At 61.6% G+C, this 22124-nt stretch carries 22 protein-coding genes, 1 tRNA gene and 1 other RNA gene; 13 read left to right on the top strand and 11 right to left on the bottom strand.

All coding sequences use genetic code 11. The annotated features are described in order from the left end of the window. Window positions 1-3: 3 nt before the first annotated feature. Window positions 4-1056: a YeiH family protein gene (locus KYT97_RS21465; RefSeq protein ID WP_154883486.1), complete on the bottom strand. Its 1053-nt coding sequence runs from the start codon at window positions 1054-1056 to the stop codon at window positions 4-6. Window positions 1057-1157: 101 nt separating this feature from the next. Between KYT97_RS21465 and KYT97_RS21460 the strand changes: the two genes are divergently transcribed. Continuing rightward, the gene (locus KYT97_RS21460; protein WP_033235039.1) at window positions 1158-2066 is read left to right on the top strand and encodes a LysR family transcriptional regulator; all 909 of its coding nucleotides are present in this window, start codon (window positions 1158-1160) and stop codon (window positions 2064-2066) included. Here the strand turns inward: KYT97_RS21460 and KYT97_RS21455 are convergent, their stop codons facing one another. The 4 genes from KYT97_RS21455 to ffs form a co-directional block, all read right to left on the bottom strand. Beyond that, complete coding sequence (locus KYT97_RS21455; RefSeq protein WP_033235040.1) at window positions 2067-2642, bottom strand: HhH-GPD-type base excision DNA repair protein; 576 nt, start codon at window positions 2640-2642, stop codon at window positions 2067-2069. 18 nt (window positions 2643-2660) lie between these two features. Next, on the bottom strand, window positions 2661-4004 hold the full coding sequence (locus tag KYT97_RS21450) for a glycosyltransferase 87 family protein (protein ID WP_033235041.1): 1344 nt from the start codon (window positions 4002-4004) through the stop codon (window positions 2661-2663). 98 nt (window positions 4005-4102) lie between these two features. Continuing rightward, on the bottom strand, window positions 4103-5395 hold the full coding sequence (locus KYT97_RS21445) for an aspartate aminotransferase type Ic (protein ID WP_033235042.1): 1293 nt from the start codon (window positions 5393-5395) through the stop codon (window positions 4103-4105). Window positions 5396-5438: 43 nt separating this feature from the next. Beyond that, an RNA gene (ffs, locus tag KYT97_RS21440) (signal recognition particle sRNA small type) lies at window positions 5439-5538 on the bottom strand. Window positions 5539-5673: 135 nt separating this feature from the next. Between ffs and KYT97_RS21435 the strand changes: the two genes are divergently transcribed. Beyond that, a tRNA-Ser gene (locus tag KYT97_RS21435) sits at window positions 5674-5761 on the top strand. A gap of 71 nt (window positions 5762-5832) precedes the next feature. Here KYT97_RS21435 and KYT97_RS21430 read toward each other — a convergent pair. From KYT97_RS21430 to KYT97_RS21415, 4 genes are read right to left on the bottom strand one after another with little or no spacing between them, the layout of a single operon-like run. Beyond that, complete coding sequence (locus tag KYT97_RS21430) at window positions 5833-6246, bottom strand: YbaB/EbfC family nucleoid-associated protein (RefSeq protein ID WP_033235052.1); 414 nt, start codon at window positions 6244-6246, stop codon at window positions 5833-5835. Next, on the bottom strand, window positions 6243-6812 hold the full coding sequence (locus KYT97_RS21425; protein ID WP_033235053.1) for a hypothetical protein: 570 nt from the start codon (window positions 6810-6812) through the stop codon (window positions 6243-6245). The genes KYT97_RS21430 and KYT97_RS21425 overlap by 4 nt, the downstream gene beginning before the upstream one ends. After that, window positions 6809-8557, bottom strand: coding sequence for an alpha/beta hydrolase (locus KYT97_RS21420; protein WP_051730577.1), 1749 nt, complete (start codon window positions 8555-8557; stop codon window positions 6809-6811). The genes KYT97_RS21425 and KYT97_RS21420 overlap by 4 nt, the downstream gene beginning before the upstream one ends. Next, the gene (locus KYT97_RS21415) at window positions 8558-8866 is read right to left on the bottom strand and encodes a hypothetical protein (protein ID WP_033235054.1); all 309 of its coding nucleotides are present in this window, start codon (window positions 8864-8866) and stop codon (window positions 8558-8560) included. It lies immediately after the preceding gene. Between the two features lie 188 nt (window positions 8867-9054). Between KYT97_RS21415 and KYT97_RS21410 the strand changes: the two genes are divergently transcribed. The 5 genes from KYT97_RS21410 (at window position 9055) to KYT97_RS21390 (ending at window position 13036) form a co-directional block, all read left to right on the top strand. Then, a complete protein-coding gene (locus KYT97_RS21410; protein ID WP_033235055.1) occupies window positions 9055-9729 on the top strand; it encodes a response regulator transcription factor in 675 nt (224 codons plus the stop codon). Between the two features lie 186 nt (window positions 9730-9915). Further along, window positions 9916-10476, top strand: a complete 561-nt coding sequence (locus KYT97_RS21405) for a TIGR03086 family metal-binding protein (RefSeq protein ID WP_033235056.1) — start codon at window positions 9916-9918, stop codon at window positions 10474-10476. Window positions 10477-10528: 52 nt separating this feature from the next. Further along, window positions 10529-11134 carry a TetR/AcrR family transcriptional regulator gene (locus tag KYT97_RS21400; protein WP_033235057.1) on the top strand — a complete coding sequence of 202 codons (606 nt, stop codon included), beginning with the start codon at window positions 10529-10531 and terminating at the stop codon, window positions 11132-11134. Continuing rightward, entirely contained in the window at window positions 11112-12059 is a 948-nt protein-coding gene (gluQRS, locus tag KYT97_RS21395; protein ID WP_219110649.1) for a tRNA glutamyl-Q(34) synthetase GluQRS, read from the top strand. Before KYT97_RS21400 ends, gluQRS begins: the two co-directional genes overlap by 23 nt. Before the next feature lie 185 nt (window positions 12060-12244). Continuing rightward, window positions 12245-13036: an EAL domain-containing protein gene (locus tag KYT97_RS21390; protein WP_045066463.1), complete on the top strand. Its 792-nt coding sequence runs from the start codon at window positions 12245-12247 to the stop codon at window positions 13034-13036. Here the strand turns inward: KYT97_RS21390 and KYT97_RS21385 are convergent. Next, window positions 13033-13626: a DUF4190 domain-containing protein gene (locus KYT97_RS21385; protein WP_219110648.1), complete on the bottom strand. Its 594-nt coding sequence runs from the start codon at window positions 13624-13626 to the stop codon at window positions 13033-13035. The two genes, KYT97_RS21390 and KYT97_RS21385, sit on opposite strands and share 4 nt — an antisense overlap. Window positions 13627-13782: 156 nt before the next feature. Between KYT97_RS21385 and KYT97_RS31190 the strand changes: the two genes are divergently transcribed. Next, window positions 13783-14553, top strand: a complete 771-nt coding sequence (locus KYT97_RS31190; RefSeq protein ID WP_095887689.1) for an RDD family protein — start codon at window positions 13783-13785, stop codon at window positions 14551-14553. Window positions 14554-14675: 122 nt separating this feature from the next. Further along, entirely contained in the window at window positions 14676-15401 is a 726-nt protein-coding gene (locus tag KYT97_RS21375; RefSeq protein ID WP_033235061.1) for a queuosine precursor transporter, read from the top strand. On the opposite strand, the gene tgt is transcribed toward KYT97_RS21375, so the two are convergent. Beyond that, window positions 15392-16681 carry a tRNA guanosine(34) transglycosylase Tgt gene (tgt, locus tag KYT97_RS21370; protein ID WP_372472349.1) on the bottom strand — a complete coding sequence of 430 codons (1290 nt, stop codon included), beginning with the start codon at window positions 16679-16681 and terminating at the stop codon, window positions 15392-15394. The two genes, KYT97_RS21375 and tgt, sit on opposite strands and share 10 nt — an antisense overlap. Before the next feature lie 197 nt (window positions 16682-16878). On the opposite strand from tgt, the gene KYT97_RS21365 reads away from it, so the two are divergent. From KYT97_RS21365 to KYT97_RS21350, 4 genes are all read left to right on the top strand, one after another. Continuing rightward, on the top strand, window positions 16879-17661 hold the full coding sequence (locus KYT97_RS21365) for an enoyl-CoA hydratase/isomerase family protein (protein ID WP_172936864.1): 783 nt from the start codon (window positions 16879-16881) through the stop codon (window positions 17659-17661). Between the two features lie 27 nt (window positions 17662-17688). Further along, on the top strand, window positions 17689-18660 hold the full coding sequence (locus KYT97_RS21360; protein ID WP_033235064.1) for an ABC transporter substrate-binding protein: 972 nt from the start codon (window positions 17689-17691) through the stop codon (window positions 18658-18660). Window positions 18661-18776: 116 nt separating this feature from the next. Continuing rightward, window positions 18777-21116, top strand: coding sequence for a CaiB/BaiF CoA-transferase family protein (locus tag KYT97_RS21355; protein ID WP_033235065.1), 2340 nt, complete (start codon window positions 18777-18779; stop codon window positions 21114-21116). Between the two features lie 49 nt (window positions 21117-21165). Next, window positions 21166-22113, top strand: a complete 948-nt coding sequence (locus KYT97_RS21350) for a quinone oxidoreductase family protein (RefSeq protein ID WP_095887688.1) — start codon at window positions 21166-21168, stop codon at window positions 22111-22113. Window positions 22114-22124: the final 11 nt, after the last annotated feature.

Below are 22124 nucleotides of genomic sequence, written 5' to 3'. Positions count from 1 at the left end.
CGATCAGCTGACCAGCACAACACCGACCAAGGCGATCAGGGCCACCCAGACCGTCGACAATGCAGCCAAAACGAATGGGCGCACTCCGACGCCGCGGATCACACTCAGTCGCACACCGAGCCCGAGGGCAAACATCGCAGCCGCCAACAATGCGGTTTGCACCGTCTTCGCCACGCCGAGAACCTCTTCCGGGAGAATCCCCGTTGAGCGCAGCCCCATGAATGCGATGAAGGCCAACGTGAACAGGGGCACCAGCGGTGGCCGCTTCACCTGGAGATTCGAATTGTCGGACATGGCACGTTGACGGATACTCAGGAACGCCATGACGGGCGCCAGCATCAGCACACGCGCAAGTTTCACAATGGTGGCAACACCCAATGCGGTAGCACCGAGAGCACTGCCGGCGGCAACAACCTGCGCAACCTCGTGAATCGACCCACCGGCCCACATGCCCGCGCTGACGTCATCGAGTCCGAAACTCCTCGCCAACAACGGAATTGTCGGAATCATCAACGTTCCGAAGATCACCACCAGCGCTACCGCAGTAAGTAACTCTTCTTCTTTTGCATTCACCACGCCATCCGCGGCGGCCACAGCCGCGGCGCCGCAGATCGAGAAGCCGCACGCAATCAGAATTCGCTGTGTCCACGACAGACCCAAAAGCTTTCCGGCATACATTGTTCCGGCGATGCCAAGAACAACGATCGCCACGACGACGGCGATCACACCCCAGCCGAGACCGACGATGTCGCTGAACATCAACTGCAGACCGAGCAATGCGATTCCGATTCGCAGCAGTCGTTTAGACGAAAATGTCAGTCCCGGCTGGAATTTCGCAGGCAGGGTGACAGTATTCGCCACGATCGCGCCGGCGAGGATGGCAATCAGCAGCGGACTGACAGCGGAAAAGAGCCGCCCGACCCCCAGCGCGATTGCCGCACCGACGGCGCACAGGGCCACTCCGGGCACGAGCGCAGTGATACTCGCCCACCGCCGCACAGGCGCCGGCGAGGCAACGGCCGGTTTGTCGACTACGGACTTCACATCGCTGTTCACTCGTCCAGAGTCCGTCAGAAATCATTGGTGCGGTAGCTCGATTTCTGCTATCACGGCATATCAATACGATATGTCCGGGTAATTGGGTATAGCCTGAACGCATGACCCGACGCTGGCCGGACCTCACCACATTCGAGCTACTGGTCGGCGTCGATGATCACGGAAGCCTCAGCGCTGCAAGCCGTCTCGCGCATATCGCGCAACCCAACGCCAGCCGTGCGATCAAAGCGCTGGAACGCCAACTCGGTATGCCTCTGATCCACCGAAAATCAACCGGGGCGACGCTAACGCCGCAAGGCACCGTCATCGTCCATTGGGCCCGGCGTGTCCTGGCCAATTCGACACAGCTACTCGACGTGGCCGAAGGAATGCGGACCGAGCGATCGGCAGAGTTGACGGTCTGCGCCAGCATGACTGTTGCCGAACATCTGATTCCGGCGTGGCTGGGCACTTTTCGTGGGTTACACCCCGACGTCACAGTGCATCTGCAGGTCTACAACTCGACGCGTGTCATCGAAGCGATCGACGTAGGAATGTGCGATCTCGGATTTGTCGAATCCCCGACTGTGCCGAGGCACCTACACAGCATCACCGTCGCCCGCGATTCACTCGTGGTCGTTGTCGATCCCGATCACGCGTGGGCGCGTCGGCGTAAACCTCTCACCATCGGCGAACTGGCCATGACGCCGTTGCTGGTCCGCGAGCCAGGATCTGGTACTCGGACCACTCTCGATGTTGCGCTTTCGGAGTACGAGCGCGCGACGCCCCTGCTCGAGCTCGGTAGCTCGGCCGCCATCCGCACCAGCGTCCTCGGCGGTGTCGGACCGGCAGTGCTGAGCACTCTTGCAGTCAGTGAACAGGTGAAATCGGGTGACCTTCGGGTTGTCCAGGTGGACGGCCTCGACCTCGCACGCACCTTGCGAGCCGTCTGGCGGCCGCCGCGACAACTCGAAGGGCCGGCAGGCGACTTGGTGAAGCTGGTGCGGGCGAGTAGTACGCAGTTCGGCTGACTATTTTGCCTTTGCTGCAGCCTTGGCGGCTTTCTTGAACTCGCGGACCTCGAGGAGCGTCTGCTCGTCGACCACGTCGGCTATGGACCGCCGTGACCCGTCGAGTCCGTAATCCCCAGCTGCTTCGCGCCAACCGTCAGGCTGGACCCCGATTTGTTTGCCCAGCAGCGCCAAGAAGATTCGGGCCTTCTGATCGCCGTAGCCGGGCAGCGCCTTGAGTCGTTTGAGCACTTCCTTGCCGTTCGGATCACCCGACGTCCAGATCGCAGCGGTGTCACCGTCGTACTTTTCGACGATGAACTGGCACACGGATTGGATGCGTTCGCCCATCGACTTCGGGAAACGATGGACTGCCGGCGTCTGCGCGCAAATCTCGATGAACGCGTCCGTGTCCATCTCCGCGATGCGACGGACGTCGAGACCGTCCATGCGATCCGCGAGCTTCTTCGGCCCCAGAAATGCCGTCTCCATCGGAACCTGCTGGTCGAGCAACATTCCGAGCAACAAGGCCAACGGGTCCTCGGAGAGGAGAGCATCCGCTTCGGGATCACCGACGAGATTCAGATGAAGTGCCATACATCCGATCCTGCCATGTCAGGCCGGTGTGTCCGCAGCTTCCAGATTCGGCACTGTCCATTTCTTCCAACCGAACACGATCAGCGTCATGGCAGCGGCCACGACAAACACCCACAGATAGACAGCCACCATGGCGATTCGCAGGTAGTCGGGCGAGGGCAACATAAACATTCCCATGCCGATAAAGCGGTCGGTGCCCTGCATATCCGCCGCGGGTATCGGCCACGTGTGCGACCAGTTCAGGACGGGTAGGAGGAACACGATCGGCACGACCCAAGCCCAGATATTCTTCGACGCCATCGCGTAGTGAGAAGCCAGGATCACCAGCGGAACAAACCACACCCAGTGGTGACCCCACGAGAAGGGGGACACGGTTGTGGCGGTGAGCCCGGTCATGGTCAGCCCGAGCAACTTCTGCCCCCTGCGGTGAGCCATCCACGCAGCTCCCAGTCCGAGACACACAGCCACCACGCTGCACCCGAGAACGAGCACCTTCGACGGCGTCGGCGTATGCGTCAACTGAGCGATCAAACCCGACACCGACTGATTACTCGGTGAGTCGGTACGTCCCACCCGATCGCTGTCGAAGAGCGTGCCGGTCCAGTAGGTCAACGCGTCGTTGTACATCACGATGAAACCCAAAGCCACCGTCGCGGCGAACGTGATCACCGCAGTCACCAAGGCGCGCCACTGCTTCGTGATGAACAGGTACGCCCAGAAGAACGCCGGAGTCAGTTTGACCCCCGCCGCGATCCCGGCGCCGATACCCCGAAGGCGACTTTTTTCGTCCCGGCCCAAATCCCACACGATCAACAGCAGCAGGAAAATGTTGATCTGCCCGAGCCACAGCGTCGTGCGTACCGGTTCCATGAACAGGAAAATGACCGTGGCCAACGCGCTCACTGCATACGTCTTGACGCCGAGGCGGTACCCGAGATATTTCCAGCACAGCACGACCACCGCAAAAAGCGCGACAACATTGAGAACCGTCCACACGACGATCGCCTGTTGAAACGTGAGCACCGCCCACACCGTGAACAGAATCCCCGCGAACGGGGTGTACGTGAACATCATTCCCTGGAGAACCGGACCGTCGTACAACGGCAGTCCCTGCACCACAAAACTGCCGCCGTGGCGGTAGACGTCAAGATCGAGGAAATTGTGGAAAATGCCCCAATAGATCACATCCATCGGAACACCGAACAGAACCATCAGGACTGAAGCAACAGCAAGCACCACGAGAACGACAAAGCCGATCACACCGACCCGCATTATTCGCTGCGGAGTCGCCTGTCGTAATTCAGATGCCCCTGAACTCATCTCCACCACAGCACTTTCCGAAGCATTGACTGCACCCGCCACGTACAACCTCCGGATATGCGCCAATGTCAGGAACTGGTGCACCGAACGCTACAAGAGATGACCGACGCTCACGACTTGGGCGCGCCGTCACAGGCGACTCAGCTTTCGGTGAGACGCGATTCTGTTGCCGCCAACAGGACACACGTCGCGACACCGTCCATGGCTACCTCGAGATCCCCGAGTGAAGGGAAACTCGGGGCCAGACGAATGTTCCGATCATCCGGATCCGTGCTGTACGGGAAGGCAGAACCGGCTGCAGTGAGCGCAATACCGGCATTCTTCGCGAGTTCGATGACGCGCTTTGCCGTGCCGTCGACAACGTCGAGGCTGATGAAGTAGCCGCCCTTCGGCTCGGTCCACGACGCGACCTTCGACGCACCCAACCGATCCTCGAGGATCTTCAGAACCAACTCGAACTTGGGCGCGAGCAATTCGCGATGCTTCTCCATATGTGCGCGAACGCCATCCGCATCACCGAAGAATCGCAAGTGGCGGAGCTGGTTGATCTTGTCCGGGCCGATACTCTTCTTACCGAGGTACTTCTGGTACCACGCAAGGTTCTCGGCAGAGGCACCGAAGAAACTGACGCCGGCACCGGCAAAGGTGATCTTGGACGTCGACGCGAACACCAGCGGACGGTTGGGATGTCCGGCTTCTGCAGCCATCGTCAGAACGTCGTAGGACGGTGCGATCTCACCGAACAGTGGGTGAACCGCGTACGCGTTGTCCCAGTACAAACGGAAATCAGGCGCCGCGGCCGGCATCGACGCCAGCTCGGAGACGATTTCTTTCGAATACACCGCACCGGTCGGGTTGGCGTACACCGGGACAACCCACATCCCCTTGATCTGCGGATCCGCGGCAACCAGTTCCGCGATCTTCGCGACGTCAGGACCGTCGTGGTTCATCGGGATCGCGATCATCTCGATGCCCAACGACTCGGTGATCGCAAAGTGGCGGTCGTAACCCGGAGCCGGGCAGAGGAACTTGATCTTCTCTTCGCGCGCCCACGGCTGCGCCGAGTCAGGAGTGCCGTGAAGAAGTGAGAACACCACGTTGTCGTGCATGATCTCGAGGCTCGCGTTGTTGCCGGCAAGAAGGTTGGCAACAGGAATGCCCAGCAGTTCACCGAAGATCGCACGCAGTTCCGGCAGCCCCGTCAGGCCACCGTAGTTGCGGCAGTCGGTGCCACTGCCGTCACGGAAATCACCGTCGCCCGGCAGCGCAAGCAACGCTGCGGAAAGGTCGAGTTGCTCAGGCGAAGGCTTACCGCGAGTCAGATCGAGGACGAGCTTCTGGGCCTGTAGCTGCGAGTACTTCGCGCTCTGACTCTCATGCTCGGAGGTGAGTTCTTCATGGCTCATCAACCCGATCTGGGTTTGGATAGGCATCCGGAGCGGCCTTTCACCGACGAGGCGGGGTCGGGATATGTGAAAAAAATAGAGGACCCCGCGCACCCGGCAGAGCCCGTTGACCCTTGCTGCCTTCCGGCCCTGGGGGAGTTCACAGGATGCGCGCCGCGCGGGATCCAATGAACAGTGTAGACGGCCTTCCGGAACCTTGGGACACCACCCGCCGCGTTTCGGCCGGGCGCCGAATTGCCGCCACATAGCCGCAGGTCAGATACCCGTTTAACGCTTCAGTCGTTCTCTTGGGTATGCTTCTCCACGGAGGATTCGCCTAGTGGCCTATGGCGCTCGCCTGGAACGCGGGTTGGGTTAACGCCCTCAGGGGTTCAAATCCCCTATCCTCCGCCAAAGGAACCCCCTGTGAACTGCTGAGAAGCGGTTCACAGGGGGTTCTTTTTTGCGAGCGTTTTTGCCGGGTTTCAGGCACGTCGCATGAACGAACCGCCGCCGAAGGGCGGGTCGTCGTCGACCGGTGCCCGGCCAGCTCGTCGCAGCAGATGAGTCTCGGGTACGGCCGGCACCTGATTGAACGCCTCCATTGCCCTGGCGACGCGAGAGTCGCGAAGGAGAGGCGCGCGTAGTTCCTGCGCGGCCGCCGCTGCTGCCGCGCAGGCGGTTCGGTGGGACGCTGTGATCGCGGCGGAGAGTGCAGCGGCGCCGGCCCCGAGGCAACTTTCAGTCAGTTGCAGGTCGGTAATCGCACCGAACGCGTCGACCTCGACGCTGACGGCACCACCTCCGGCATCTGCGCGGGCGCGAACTTTCCCGACCTCGATGTCGACTTGGCGGGCAAGGACAGTCAACTCCGGAAACGAGGATGCGGGCCCGGTCATGGCTGATCGATCTGCACGGGCGCGTTCGGATGATCCGACGCTTCGGGTCGAGGGAAACACGGCGACGACCCGCTCAGGCCCGCTCCTCGTGGATGCTCGTCGAAGACCATCCGATATCCATCCGGCAAAATGGTTTCGGTGCTCGTCGTGTCCCCGGCGGAGTCGTACGTTCGAAACTTCCAGCCCCGCTCAGTCCACAGATTGCGGATCGTATCGCCGAAACCTGGAACGCTCGCAGCGTCAGAAGACTCGAGGAAATACGTCACGCCGTAGTCCACGGATGTGTCCTTCGACAGATTGCTGTCGTTGCACGGGACGGTGCCACCCGGGCTGAGGGTGACTTTTTCGTTCAGCTCGGAATACCGCGTCAGGTAGGCACCCGGCGGCAGTGCCGCGATCGTTTCGGTCAGGTACTCGATCACCTTGGCCTGGGCCTGCGGGCGGGTCAGATTCATGTCGGCTTCCATCACTTTTCCGTTCTCCGTCGTCGTACACGCCGACAGCAGCACTGCCACCGCGATACTGCTCGAGCCGAATGCTTTACGGCGTCGAGTTGCGTTGGTCATGGCGCTCCTAGTCCGGCGATCACATGGCCCATACCGGCAAGAGCCGGATTGTTGTTTTCCCAGTACTCACTGTGCGCGGCCGGGCTGGGGAGCTCACCCAGCAGACCGGCGTCGATCCCGGTCCCGGGTGCGGATTCGACAACGGTGGCACCGAATCCGATCAATGGAAGATCGTTCGCGGGATTCGCGCCATGCGAGAGACTGCCGAACACGTCCCCAATCATCGGAACCGGATCATTGGCCGCGGCGGTGGCGTATACGTGGCCGCCGACATGTCCGGGATCGATGCCCTCGAGGGAGAGTCCCTCGACCCGGTCCATCCCCACTCCGGGGCTACCCACGAAAAACAGATCGTTCGCGTCGATCGATCGTCCGCCCGAGGCCGCAGCGCCGATCACGGTCGATCCGTAACTGTGTCCGATAACCGTGTTGTGCGAAGGCGTGCCGTCGTGGGATGCACGGAGACCGTCTTGGAACCGGTCCAGCGATCCGGCCCCACCATCGGCATACCCGTCGAGCCCTGCTTGCGGGATCGTTTGCGGCGCATCGTATCCGTACCAGGTCACCACGGAGGTCGATCCCTCGAGCCCCGCGAACCGTCGCTGGTATTCCGTCGAGTCCAACATCATTTGGGAGCGGTCGATGTCGCCGCCGATGGTTCCCAGGTGGCTGCCGGTGCCAGGTACGAACGTTGCGACGTTCGTCGCGGTGTCGGGATTATTCAGTGCCACGATGGCCCGACCTTCGTCGTCGACACCGAGCAGATACTTCTCCGAATCACCCTCCTCGGCGAGAGTGGGGTCGATCTGGTCGGCGAGGACGCCGTAACCGTCGAGACGCTGCTGCAGGTCCGCGCGTTGCTGCTGCCACCGCTCGTAGTCGCGGCGCGCCTGCTGGTCCGCCTCGTCCACGCTGCCCGCATCCGACGGAATGTTGCGACCCTTGGCCCAATCGGGGTGCCTGCCGTCGAGGTCGGCGAGTTCGGTCGACGTCGACGACTGCAGGTTGCCGAGGTTGATCCGGTTGAAATGATCGCGATCTACGGCTGGCATCCCGTCTCTGTTCCCGATTCCCGGATCGAACGCCGCGAGAGCATCTTTGTCGTTGGGGGACAGCGATTCCCAGAATTCGTTGAACTCCCTCGCACCGACCGGGGGGAACGCGTTGCCGTCGAGAATCGCGGCCACCACCGCGCTCATCGTCTGCTGGGCGCTTGGGGACTGTGCGAGATCAGCGAGGTCTCCTGCTGCCTTCGACAAGGCCGCGGCAGCCCCCTCGTCGAGGCTTCCCGCCATGTGCAAGGCCGGAACCAGTCTCGCCTCGAAGCTGTGCGCCTTCTCGTCGAACGCAGCCTGCCCCAAGATGTCGAGTGCAGTGTTACCGCTTCCGTACCGAGGTGCGCTCACTCGACCGTCATCGGCGACAGCCATGCCCTCGGCGATCGCACTGTCCGCAATGTCGATCACCGCCGCCCGCGCCGGCCCCAACGCAGCAGCAGCTTCACTCAACGCGTCGGCTTCGGCGAATACTCCTGTGGTCAGATGTGTCGCGGCAATACTGTCAGCCAAGGCTCGCGCCGACGCTGCAGCCGAGGCTTCGCCTTTCCACTGATCGAGCGCGAAGTCGACCGCGCGATGCGCTGATTCCACAGCGTGCATGAAGTCCCGGTTCTTCTGCTCCAATGCCGTTGCAGCGGCGGCCAAACCAGTCGGATCCCAGGCGCGGACCTGGGAGATCGTCGCCATCTACACGGCCGCTTGGTAGGTGGCCAGCCGGTTCCGGAATGCGACCTCGACAGCGTCGTAGCTGCTCGCACTGGATTGGGCAGCGTCAGCCATCGACGTCAACATCTCCGAGGTAGCGCGGTATCCGGTGGTAATCGGGTCACCGGCCCTCGCGGCGGCCGGGCCGCTCGCCGAATCGGGCATCGCCGCTGCCGCGTCAGCGAGAATTCCCGACACGTCGATGCCGGCAATCACGGCTCCTTGGTTTCTCACCGCGTCGGCCAACGCCCGTAGCGACTCGGCGTCTGCTTGTAGTACTTCGTTCCCCACCTGAGCCCCCCGGCTACGTATCGACGTGCGAAAAGCAGCGTAGCAGCGCATTGCCTGAACCCTGGTCGTTCTTGTTTGTCAGCTCCCGCTCCTCGTGCCCGAAGTGGCCGGGCCGATAGTGATCTGCGACACTGGCCGAAGTCGGTATTGACGGGTTACCGAGACGAGCAGCAACAGGGCGGCACTACATGAGCGTGATTCTCGCGGCGACGGATCAGCCTGCGCTAGCGGAGACCTTCGGCGTCGAACTCGAGCGCGTCGGCCACACCGTTCATCTGTTCGCGTCCGGACGAAACAGCCTCGACGCACTCGGCACCGACAGCTTCGACGTTGCCGTTCTCGATCTTTCACTCCCGGACATCGACGGCTTCGAGGTCGCCCGCCAAATCCGTCTCCGCAGCGAGATTCCGATCATCATGATCGTCGAGTCCCCCGAAGACATCGACGATGCACCACCACAAGTCGCGTCGGATTTCGCCATCAACCCACTCGACGCTCGCAGCCTCGATTCTCGGATAACGAGCCTCCTCCGCAGTACGCCCACCCCACAGACGGACAAGCGAGAGCGCCACGGCGAGTTGACGATCGACCGCCGATCCATGACCGCCACCATCCGCCGTCGACGCCTCGACCTCACTCGAACCGAATTGCGCCTGCTCCTCGAAATGTCGATGCACCCCGGCCACGTCTACTCCCGAACCCAGCTCCTCGCAAAGGTGTGGGGTGAAACGAATTCAACCAAGACTCGCGCCGTCGACGCCAATATTCAGAGCTTGCGGTCGAAAATCGAATCCGACCCGGCCAATCCCAAGTACATCAAGACCGTGCGCGGATTCGGATACAGGTTCGGTCCGATCGACTGACAAGAATCATCGGAAAACCACGGTGTCGGTAGCTCTGGCTAGGTTCGCGAAATGAGCTGGTATCTGCGAGAACTACTGCGTAGTGAAGCTCCCGACTGGCACGGCCCCGGGGACCGTGGTCACGTTCTCGGCAAGTGTCCGAAATAACCAATCGCCGCCCCTGCCCCATCCTGAAGAATCAGTGGCATGACTACAGCCGATATCTCCCCCGCAGATCGCTACCGTGACCTCGCCGCCGGCTTCACCCAGCGGATCGACGCAGTACCTGAGGACCGGTGGGACAACAACTCTCCGTGCGAAGGGTGGACGGCTCGCGATGTGGTCCGGCACGTGATCGACAGCGAACGCGACATGGTCAAGGTCGTCGGCCTCGAATTGGCGCCGGGACCGTCCGTCGACGACAACCCGTCCGCCGCCTGGGCAGCAGTGCGCGATTCGATGCAGGCGATTCTCGACGATCCGGAAAGGTCGACCCTCGAATACGACGGACATTTCGGCCGCACCAACCTGGGAGCCACCGTCGACGGTTTTCTGTGCTTCGATCTGGTCATTCACGGCTGGGACCTTGCAGCCGCTACGGGCACCGACACCTCGATTCCGGAAAAGGACGTCGATTGGGTGTCACAGATTGCTGCCGGCCTCGGTGATTCCATTCGTATGGCAGGGGTATGCGGCCCCGAGATCCCGGTTGCCGATGATGCCGACAAGGCAACCAAACTCCTCGCATATCTCGGCAGGGCCGTCTGAAAAACCACCCCTGACGTGCGGATTGCTTCGATACGCGGGTAATGTCCGTCGCATGCCTGAACGTCGGAAATCAGCCACCAACCCGGACTTGCTGGCCACGGCGCTTTTCGATGTTGCCGCCGAATCAGGACTCGACAATGCGAGTGTGCGCGAGGTGGCAAAGCGCGCCGACGTCTCGATCGGCGCCGTGCAGCACCACTTCTCGACCAAGGACGAGATGCTCACATTTGCTCTGCGCACTCTGGCAGAGCGAATGCTGAGCCGTCTCACCCAATCCCCAGCCGGAACCGACCCGCACGTTGCGCTGTTCCAGGCTTTGTCACAACTGCTTCCCCTCGACGAGCAGCGCACGCGCGAAGCACACGTCCTTGCCGCATTTGCCATCCGGGCTGTCACCAGCGAATCGTTGGCGGAAATTCGGCGGACGATGCTGTTCACTATTCGCACCGGCATCTGCGCAGTTCTGATCGGAATCAGATTGCCTGAAGCTGAAACCCGCGCAGCGCTGCTCCTCGCAACCGTCGACGGACTCGCACTCGACGCGATAGGCAATCCCGGCATGTATCCGCCGCACTATCTCGAGTACGCCCTGGAGAGTCAGATAAAGCTCACCCTCCACGACATGGAAATTCCCGATGCTCTTGTATCCAGGGGCTGACGTGCCGGGATCAGGACGATTTGCACCGAGCCCATCCGGCGATCTACATCTGGGAAACCTTCGCACTGCCCTCCTTGCCTGGCTGTTTGCCCGGACCTCCGGTCGCGACTTTCTCATTCGCGTCGAAGATCTGGATCGTGTGCGGCCAGGCGCCATGGAACGCCAACTGAGTGACCTGCGAGCGCTGGGCCTCGACTGGGACGGCGACGTCGTCAAACAGTCCGACCGACTGCCGCGGTACGCGGACGCGATCACGTCGCTGACCGATCGCGGGCTGACGTACCCGTGCTTCTGCACCCGCAAGGAAATTCAGCAGGCACCCTCCGCGCCACACGCCCCGGACGGCGCCTACCCCGGAACGTGCCGGAATCTCACTCCTTCCGAGCAAGCCGTCAAGCTGGCCTCCGGCCGTAAACCCGCACTGCGCCTGCGTGCCGAGACGACGTCATTCACCGTGCGAGATATGTTGCACGGCAACATATCCGGATTGGTCGACGATGTGGTGCTACTCCGCGGAGACGGGGTTCCCGCATACAATTTGGCAGTTGTGGTCGACGACGGCGCCCAGAACGTCGATCAGGTTGTCCGCGGCGACGACCTCCTGACATCAGCACCGCGCCAGGCCTACCTGGCAACACTCCTGGCCATTACACCGCCGATCTACGCCCACGTCCCCCTCGCACTCAATTCCGAAGGCAAGCGTCTGGCCAAACGGGACGGGGCGGTCACGCTCTCCGATCAACGCGACCTCGGCCGCACCCCAGCCGAAGTTCTGACTCTGATTGCGTCGAGCATCGGATTGGCCGAACCTGGTGAAGTAGTTTCGCCGACGGAATTGGCTGTTCGCTTCGATCCACAGAAGGTTCCGGGTGACCCCTGGATCTTCACATCTGTCGATCCCCTGGATCCCGTCAAGGGATCTTAGACAATAGTTAATCATTGGCAATTGCCGCGGAGTGAAGTACCGTTTCGGCATAGGTGAAGGGAACCAGGGCGAGGAGCCCTGGGCAGGTTACAAGCGGGGCTTGCCCTCGACATGACCAAAGCACCCGCTGGAGGGCAACCGCGCGGCAGTGCGTTAGGGCGGGAACAGAACGAAAAGGAATCCGCATGGTTCGCGAGCTTCGCGAGGCACTCGACGACCATCAATTCGAAGTGCTGTACCAACCCCAGGTACACCTGGAAACCTCGACTGTTACCGGCTACGAAGCACTCCTACGCTGGCGCCATCCCCTTCGTGGAGTCATCGAACCACAAGATTTCATGCGATCTGCTGAATTGTCCGGCTTGATCATTCCCATCGGATTGCAAACCCTCGACTTGATCTGCGCACACATCTCCCACTGGGATGATCAGTTGAATATCGCGGTGAATTTCTCGCCACGCCAGCTGTCGACCGACAATGCTGCCCGAGAAATAATCGACACCCTTGACCGCTCCGGCACCCCGCACAACAAAGTCATCGTAGAAGTCACCGAACTCGGCGTCGTCGGCCAGAATGCCGCCGCCACGCTGGCGACGCTGCACAAAGAAGGCATCCGGATAGCGCTCGACGATTTCGGAGCCGGCTTTGCGTCCTTTGCGGCTCTGTCGGAACTGCCACTCGATATCCTGAAGATCGACCAGAGCCTCACCTGGGCTCTCAGCGACGCGCAGCACTCGTCCGAGCGGGCATTCATCGTGATGGAGTCCATCGCCGCGATCGCCGACAAACTGGGAATGGAGTCCATCGCCGAAGGCGTCGAGACTGCCGAACAAGCAGCAGCCGTCACTCGCGCAGGGTGTACCACAGGCCAGGGTTACTATTTCGGCAAACCCCTCCCCGCCGACGCTCACACCACAGCAATTCAGGAACCGCCGCTCGCAGTCGCATCACCTGCGCAGCATCGACGCTGGCGTTAGACGGAACCCACCGCCGCTATAAAAATCACGAATATCACCCACATGGCGATAACCGAGGCACCGACGGCAATACCCGCAATCGCGAGCCCACGCCCCTGCTGGCCTGTTTGTTTAATCTGATTGAGCGCGACGACGCCCAGAATTATCGCGACAATCGCGCCGAGTCCGTAAAAGCAACCGCCGACTATCGCCGTCACCAATGACGCGATCGCAAGGCCGTTCGTTCCCACCGGTTGCACGTACCCACCGAACTGGCTGGGAGGTCCGTACTGCGGTGGCTGCTGGTACTGCTGGTACTGCGGCGGCTGTTGGTACTGCTGGTACTGCGGTGGTTGTTGGTATTGCGGTGGTTGTTGGTATTGCGGTTGTTGATACTGCGCTTGTGGCTCTGGGGTCGGGGTGTACGACGGCGGTGGATAACCCGGGTACTGCTCGATTGGCGATGGTGTCGCCGGAATCTCCCAATACGACTCCTGCTGTCCCGCAGATTCTCCGTAACCTTCCTGCGGGAGGCTGGGAACCTCGCCATATCCGGGTTCAGGCACGTATTTATCGGGAGATATCTCGCCGTTCTCCCCGGAACTCGTCATGAAACGCAGCCTAAACCACAGGTGACATCAACACACGAGGGCGTAAGTGACACCAACATCTATCGCTTATGGCGGTTAAGGTCGTAATCACTGTCACACTCGAATGCTGTGTCCGGCTTGAACGCTTCGACGCGCATTCACGACTGAGGGGAAACAATGACAACCGGCGGTTACGACCCCAACAAGAATCCGAACGACGGAAACCAATCACCACAAGATCCGTACAGCCAGCCGCAATCACCGCCGCCCGGTAGCTACCCACCTCCCGTCACACCTCCCGGTGGCGGCTACCAGCCGACGGGAGGCTCTCCTGCCGGGCCGCCCCCGGGGAATTACCCGCCTCCCGGTGGATACCCGCCCCCGCAGGGCAACTACCCCCCACCGCAGGGGAACTACCCGCCGCCCGGTGGATACCCGCCGCCGCCTCAGGGCGGGAACTTTCCCCCGCCGCCGCAGTTCAATGATCAGGGCGCTTACGGCGGATCGACGCGACTGCCTTCCGGCGCTCAGCCGGGTGACCTGTGGTTGCGCCTCGCTGCGCGAATCATCGACGGCATCATCGTCGGCATCGTCGCGGCAATTCTCGCAGTCCTGGTCAGTGACGCGGACAGCTTGATTCTGATCTCCGGACTGTTCTCGGGGATCCTGACCTTCGCGTACTTCGTGGGGATGGAAGTAACCCAGGGTTGGACGCTGGGCAAGAAGATGCTCGGCCTTTCGGTGCATGGACCTGCCGGCGCTCCCAAGCCCACACCGCAGCAGTCCGCGATCCGAAATGCGTTCACACTGCTGTCGATCATTCCGATCATCGGCGGTCTCCTCGCGTTTATCGCGTACATCGTCATCGCGGTGACCATCAACAACAGCCCCACCAAACAGGGCAAGCACGACCAACTGGCCGGTGGCACCCAGGTAGTCAAGGGATAACCCAGAGCCCTCGCGAAAGCCCGGCAGTTCCTCGAGGAATTGCCGGGCTTTCTGCTGTGTTCTGGGCAACTGGACGGTCGCCAACTCGCTTGGAGACACCCTGAGGTGCTTGGATTGCGGACGTGACAGCTCAGGATCAGCAAGACTCATCGACTCAAGAGACCAAATTTGCGCACGTCAGCCTCGGTTATTATCCGACGATCGTCGCGCTGTTCACCGCAACGCTGCTGATCTCGAATGTGGCGGCGACCAAGGGGGTCGCCTTCTTCGCGGATTCCGAGTTGTCCCTCGGGCCCTTGCAGATCCTGCCCGTCATCACCGACGGTGGCTTCTTCCTCTTCCCACTCGCGTACGTCCTCGGTGACGTTCTCAGTGAGGTCTACGGCTTCAAAGCCACCCGGCGCGCGATCTACCTCGGATTCGGCGCGCTGATTCTTGCTGCCGCATGTTTCTGGATCGCTGTGCAACTGCCGTCGGCGGCCTTCTACGAGAACCAGGCCGCCCTCGAAACCGTCGTCGGTGTCATTCCCCGACTCCTGGTCGCCGGCTTGGCCGCCTACCTCGTCGGACAGCTTCTGAACTCCCTGGTCCTGGTCATGATGAAGAAGCGCATGCAGGAGAAGCACCTGTGGGCACGTCTCATCGGCTCGACCGTCGTCGGTGAATTCGCCGACACCCTCATCTTCTGCTCCATCGCGGCCGGCGTCATCGGCATCAGCACATGGGAAGACTTCATCAACTACGTGTTGGTCGGCTTCCTGTGGAAAACCCTTGTCGAGATTCTGGTCATGCCGATCACCTACCGCGTCATCGCCTACGTGAAGAAGCGCGAACCGACTTACGCCTGAGTCTGCGGGGCCTTCGGGCCGTAGAACTTTCCGAGCATGTCCGCCTTGAAGTCGTGGAAGTACCCGCCTTCGATGCTGGCTCGGATGTCGTCGACCAGCTTCACGGTGAATCGCTCGTTGTGGATGGTGCAGAGCGTCGACGCGAGCATTTCTTTCGCTTTGAAGAGGTGATGGATGTACGCGCGGGTGTAGTTGGCGCAGGTATAGCAGTCACACTCGTCGTCGATAGGTGTGAAATCACGGCGGAATCGGCTGGTGTTGATGTTGAACCGGCCGGAGCGCACGTAGATCGCGGCATTGCGCGCAACACGGGACGGATTGACGCAGTCGAAGGTGTCTGCGCCGTTCTCGATTGCGACGAAAAAATCGTCCGGTTCGCTGATTCCGAGCATGTGCCGCGGCTTGTGCTCAGGCAGTTCCTCGTTGCACCAACGCACAATTGTGCCGAGGTTCTGCTTCTCGAGGGCGCCGCCGATGCCGTAGCCGTCGAACCCGTACCCGTTCTCGCCTTCGATCGACTCGAGGCCACGGCACGCTTGCCGACGCAGATCCTCGTACTGCGCGCCTTGGATCACGCCGAAGAGAGCCTGATAGGGCTTGTCGGCGCGTTCGGCGGTGAGCTTCTCGTGCTCGTTGATGCAGCGAATCGCCCACGCCTGCGTGCGCTCGACCGATCGCTCCTGGTAACCGCGCGTATTGAGCAGCGTGGTGAGTTCGTCGAACGCGAACATGATGTCGGCGCCGAGTTGATGCTGTATCTGCATCGACACCTCGGGGGTGAACCGATGCTTGCTGCCGTCGAGGTGCGATTTGAACGTGACGCCCTCGTCATCGACCGTCGCAAGACGCTCTTTGCCCTTCGCGATCACGTCGTCGGACTGCACGCCGACGGCTTCCATCGCGAGTACTTTCTTGAACCCGACGCCAAGTGACATCACCTGGAAGCCGCCGCTGTCCGTGAAGGTGGGTCCGTCCCAGTTCATGAATTTGCCCAGGCCACCGGCCTCGTCGACGATGTCGGCACCCGGCTGCAAATACAGGTGGTACGCATTTGCGAGAACCGATTGCGTGCCCAATTCCTTGATCGACTCGGGGAGCACAGCCTTGACCGTCGCCTTGGTCCCGACCACCACGAACGACGGCGTCGCGATATCGCCGTGCGGTGTGTGGATGGTGCCGGTTCGTCCGAGCCGGTCCTCGATTCGCGTCCCCATCGTAAAAATCGACTCGGGACGCTTGTCGACAGCGGGCTCGGGCTGGGTCGGAACTACAGAAGTCACGGACTCAATCCTGTCACAGGACTAAAAATCGCCGTGATCACCGCAGAACGCGCAGCAACAGCATCGATCTTCGATCCGGCCCTGGTCTACTGACCGAACCCGAGCTGTATCGCCGCGCGAGAGTCCCACTCCATACTTCCTCCAGGCATCCTCCGGCTCGACCGGTGTACACCTCCAACCCGCTGACAGGAGCTCAATTGACGAGACAGACCTACAACTTCGTCACCGTCGACGTCACAGAGTCGATCGCCACCGTGACCATCGACAAACCTCCCGCCAACGCGTTCAATCCCAGCCTGATCGCCGAACTTCTGGAGCTACTGCCGGTACTAGCGTCGGACCAGAGCATCCGCGCCATCGTCATGACGGGCACTGGCCGGTTCTTCGTCGCCGGCGCCGACATCACCGTGATGCGCGAGCTGACCGAAGAGACTCAGCGGGCGATGCGCCCGTGGGTCGAGGTACAGCGGATCCTGGAGACGGCTCCCAAACCCGTTATCGCGAAGATCAACGGGCACGCACTCGGTGGCGGCGCCGAACTGACGTTGGCCTGCGACTTCCGCGTTATGGCACAGTCGGCGACCATCGGTTTTCCCGAGATAGGCCTCGGACTGTTTCCGGGTGCGGGTGGCAGCCAACGGCTTCCGCGCCTCATCGGCGCACACCGAGCCAAAGTGCTCATGATCGAAGGCAATCGACTGAGCGCCGAGCGCGCACACGACATCGGCCTGGTCGATGCTGTCGTTGCAGACGACGACCTAGATGCACACTGCGCTGACCTTGCGCGTGAGCTCGCATCGAAACCCACTGCCACCATCGGGATGATCAAACGCATTGTTGACGAGGGAATGTCGTTGCCGCTCGATCAAGCGCTGGACCTCGAATTCGACGCAGTGCTCGAACTGATCAAGACGAACGACGCTGCCGAGGGACTTCAGTCATTCCTCGACAAGCGCTCCCCCATCTTCACCGGACGCTGAAAGCTCCCCCTTTACCGAGAGGCCATCATGCTCAACAGATTTCAAAAGAAATGGGTGGGCGCGATCGCTACTCTCGCCGCCCTGTCGATCGCCGTCAGCGGATGCACCCGTCCCGCTACCGACAACTCCGCGGAAAGTGGTGGCCTGGTACGCATCGCTGTTGGTGTGGACCCGTCGTACGCTCCGATCTTCTTAGCTGACCACGAGGGCATGTTCGAGGCCGCTGGTCTCGACGTCCAGGTCATCCAGACGGAAGGCGGAGCAGCGGGTGCTCAGAACGTTGTAGCCGGAACTTCGGAGCTATCCGGCAATGCCGACTCGACAGCGCTGTCCGTCATGGCTGCCAACCCGAGCCTGCGGGCTCTTGGTGTCTTCCAGGAATCCGACCGGTACTTCCAGGTTGTGCTGCGCAATGGCCTCGAACCGAAGTCGATCAAGACCATGGGCGTCTTCCCCGGTATCGGTCTCTACTTCACGAACCAGTACCTCGCCAGCCTCGGCATCGACCCCGCGACCGTCACACTCGTGAGCACCAGTCCGCCCGAGCAGCCCGCGTTACTGGCGCGTGGCGATATCGACGGCTTCCTGTCCTTCGACCCGTGGGTGACACAGAGTTTGAATACCGGTGGACGCGTAGTTGCCACGACCGGTGATTTCGGCGCCAAGTACGCGCAGTGGATCATCGCGTCGGATAACTGGTTGTCCGCGAACGAAGAAACCGCAGGCAAGGTGTTCAAGGTGATCTCGGAAGCGTCGGCAATCGTGAACTCGGATCCAGATCGGGCGGCAACCGCAATTGCCTCGGCTATCCAGATGGACCCGGCCGAGGCTGCCGACCGGGTGGCCCAAATCGATTTCGGCGGGCGCGGATTCACCGATGACGATGTGGAGCGGGCAAACGAACTGGTTGCGTTCTTCCGCGAGCAGGGCAAGATCTCCGCAGACATCGATCCGTCGGCTGTACTTCTCTCGGGATGGGTCGAGCAGAACGCAGCCTGAGCGGCGTGTGAGAACGGGTCCGGTGGGCAGACCGGAATCATGTCGCCCACCGGACCCGAGAACTACGTTCGACACCAGTCGGTTCGGCGATATCTTTCGATTGAAACGGAGTAGTTGTGGTGCATCCCCCGGTACGGGTCGTAGAGATTTCCAGTCCGTTTGCGCGATTCGCCGGGCGCATCCTGGTCGGGCTGGGTTTCGAGGTCATTCTGGTAGAACCACCCACCGGTGACCCGAGTCGCGCCGAGTCCCAGGGTGATTCGTACCTGCATTGGCATGCGGGAAAGAAGTCGGTGGTTCTCGATCTGGGCGACAGCAACGACCGCGCCGAATTCGACACACTACTTCGCAGCGCGGATGTCCTGCTCGACGGCAGCGCGACCGGCGTTCCGCTAGAGCGCCGAGGCTCCCTCGTGCATGTCCGGGTGACGCCATTCGGCACATCGGGTCCCCGAAGTGAGTGGCAGGCAACCAACCTGACCGTAGCAGCGCTCGGCGGAATGATGGCTCAGGTCGGTGATCCCGAACACCCTCCACTCCTGCTCCCCGAACTCCAGGCTGAGCAGCTCGCCGGAATCAACGCCGCAATCGGCGTGCTGCTCGGACTGCGTTCGCGGTCCACGGGCCAGAACCCGTTGCTGGAGATCAGTGCTCAGGAATGTGTTGCCGCCGCGCTGGAAGCGGGCACTCTTGCCTACATTCACGAGGACCGTGTCCCGCCGCGTCCTGGCCGCGTACATCCACTCGTTCCGCACGGACTGTTCCAGGCCGCCGACGGTTATGTCGGTGGCGGCCTCGGCGGTAGCCCCCGTATGTGGGACGGCATGCTGGCCTGGCTGATCGACAACGACGCCCAGGACGATCTCGACCAACCCGAGTGGTCCGACGCGGTCTACCGAAAGACACACCAGGAACACATCTTCGACGTTCTGTCAGCCTTCATCTCAAAGTGGCCGAAGGAAGAATTTGCAGTCAGCGCCCAGTCTCGCAAGTTGCCGTGGGCAGCGGTCGACCGGCCCGAAGAACTCCTGCGCAACCCACAACTCAACGACCGTGACTTCTTCACTGACGTGACCGGGGATCACGGCACCTACCGCGATCTCGGGTTCGGCTTCGCTTTCCCCGAAGGCCACCGCATCGGAACGCTCGAGGCCGCCCGGTTGGGTCAGCATCAGGAACTCTTGTCCACCAACACGACTGTGGCAGTGCATGAAACTCAGGAGTTCAGTGACACGGGCGCGCTCAGCCTCGACGGTGTCCGCGTGCTGGATCTCACCTGGGTGCTGGCCGGCCCGTACGGCACCCGAATCCTCGCCGACCATGGAGCCGAAGTCATCAAGGTCGAATCGATCGGACGCCCGGACCCAACTCGCTTCGCACCGTTCATGCATCTGTCGCGCGGGCCTCATGACAATCCGAACACCAGCGGGTACTTCAACGACGTCAACCGAAACAAGCGCAGCATCACGCTCGATACCCGATCCGCCGAGGGTCTTTCGGTCCTACGCGACCTGATCAGGAAATCCGACGTCGTGGTCGAGAATTTCAGCTCGTCGGTCATGGACAAGATGGGGCTCGGCTACGAACAACTGCGGGAACTCAACCCGGACATCATCTACGTGTCTATGTCCGGGATGGGTCACACCGGCCCTCGCAAGGACTGGGTATCGTACGCCGACATCGTATCTGCAAGTACCGGATTGACCTCGCTGACCGGTTGGAACGCCGACGATGTTGTCGGAGTCATCTACGGCCACGGTGACATAGTTGCCGGACTGCAAGCAGCAGTCGCGGCGCTGGCAGCTCTCGACTACCGCGACCGGACAGGGCGAGGCCAGCACGTAGACCTGTCACAACTCGAAGCCATGGCAGCGCACATGGGCACCAGTGTTCTCCGAGCGGCTCGCTCACAGTCCCCCGATCCGATCGGCAACAGCCACTGCGAACTGGCGCCGCACGGCGTGTACCCGTGCCACGGCGCAGACCGGTGGTGCTCGATTGCCATCCGCGGCATGACGGAATGGAATACGTTGTGCCGCATCATCGGAGCGGAGCACTGGATCGACAATCCCGATTTCAGGAGCGTGGAGGGTCGCCGAGCCAACCTCGAACGAATCGACGACGCGATCGCCGACTGGACCCGGACTCTGCCACCCGAAACCGTCATGGAGCGCCTGCAATCGGCGGGAATCGCGGCAGGCGCCATCCAGGACGGACGTGACCTGGTCGACGGTGATCCGCATCTGCGGGCACGCAATTTCTATTCCGTACAGGAACACCCCCTCGCGGGAACATTCCTCCACGAGGGCATCCCTGTTCGCCGCAACTCCGAACCCGGTTCGATTCGGCGCGCTGCACCGGTGCTGGGCGCGGACACCGACGACGTCCTGAAGTCGGTCCTCGGCTACAGCGACAAACGGATCACCGGACTTCGCGACCAGTCGATCCTGTCCTGACCGCACTCATATTCGTACAACCATTCACAGATCGCTACAAGGAGACACAATGCGCGCGGCCCGACTCCATCAGTTCGGCACCTCACCGGTAATCGACGACATCGACATTCCCACGCGTGAATCCGGCCAGACCCTGGTGCGGATCGACGCTGCTGCGCTCGGCCATCTCGACATCACCGTCGCGAGCGGAAACTTCGGAGTCAAGCCGAATCTCCCGCACATCGGTGGAACCGACGGAGCCGCGACGGTAGTCGAATCCGACACGTACGAGCCGGGCACTCGCCTTCTGGTCCGAGGCGGTGGCGTCGGCCTGTTCAAGAACGGTTGCTGGGCCGAGTATCTGGTGGCAGCAGACAAGGCCTTCACACCGTTTGATCCCGCACTGTCGCCGGCCGTTGCCGCAACGTTCTTTCTGCCAAGCACAACTGGCTACGTGGCCGTGAATGACGTTGCGGCCGTTGCAGCCGGCGAACGTGTGGTCGTCGCCGGAGCGTCGGGTGCTGTCGGATCGATGGCAGCGCAGTTCGCTTTGCTCGCAGGAGCGTCCGAGGTGATCGGTGTTGTACCGCGCGAAGATCAAGCTGCCCTGATCCCGGAAGGTGTGCGTCCCGTCGTCGGGCAAGGTGACGAACTGGCCGGTGTGCTGGGATCCGAGCCTACCGTCGACGCATTGATCGACACGCTGGGCGGTGACGGCTTGCCCCATCTGCTGGCAAGTGTTGTCCCCGGCGGCCGGGCGGCCCTGATCGGATACACGTTGGGTAAGAGTCTCACGCTGGACTTGCCGAACTGGTTGCTCAGCGACGTCCGGATCCTGCCCGTCAACATGATTCGCAAGACTGCCCGCCAAGCTGAACTGGCACCCGAGATGATCCGACTGCTCATCGAAGGCAAGATTTCCGTTGCAGTGCAGGAATTTCCGTTGGATGACATCGCAAGTGCACTGCAGTTGATGGGTGAGGGCAAGGTTGCCGGTCGGGCGGTCGTCGTACCCTGAGAGGGATACAA

Origin of the sequence: Rhodococcus globerulus, assembly GCF_019334125.1 — a bacterium.
Classification (GTDB): domain Bacteria; phylum Actinomycetota; class Actinomycetes; order Mycobacteriales; family Mycobacteriaceae; genus Rhodococcus_F; species Rhodococcus_F globerula.
This window is presented reverse-complemented; position numbering and strand designations above follow the sequence as displayed.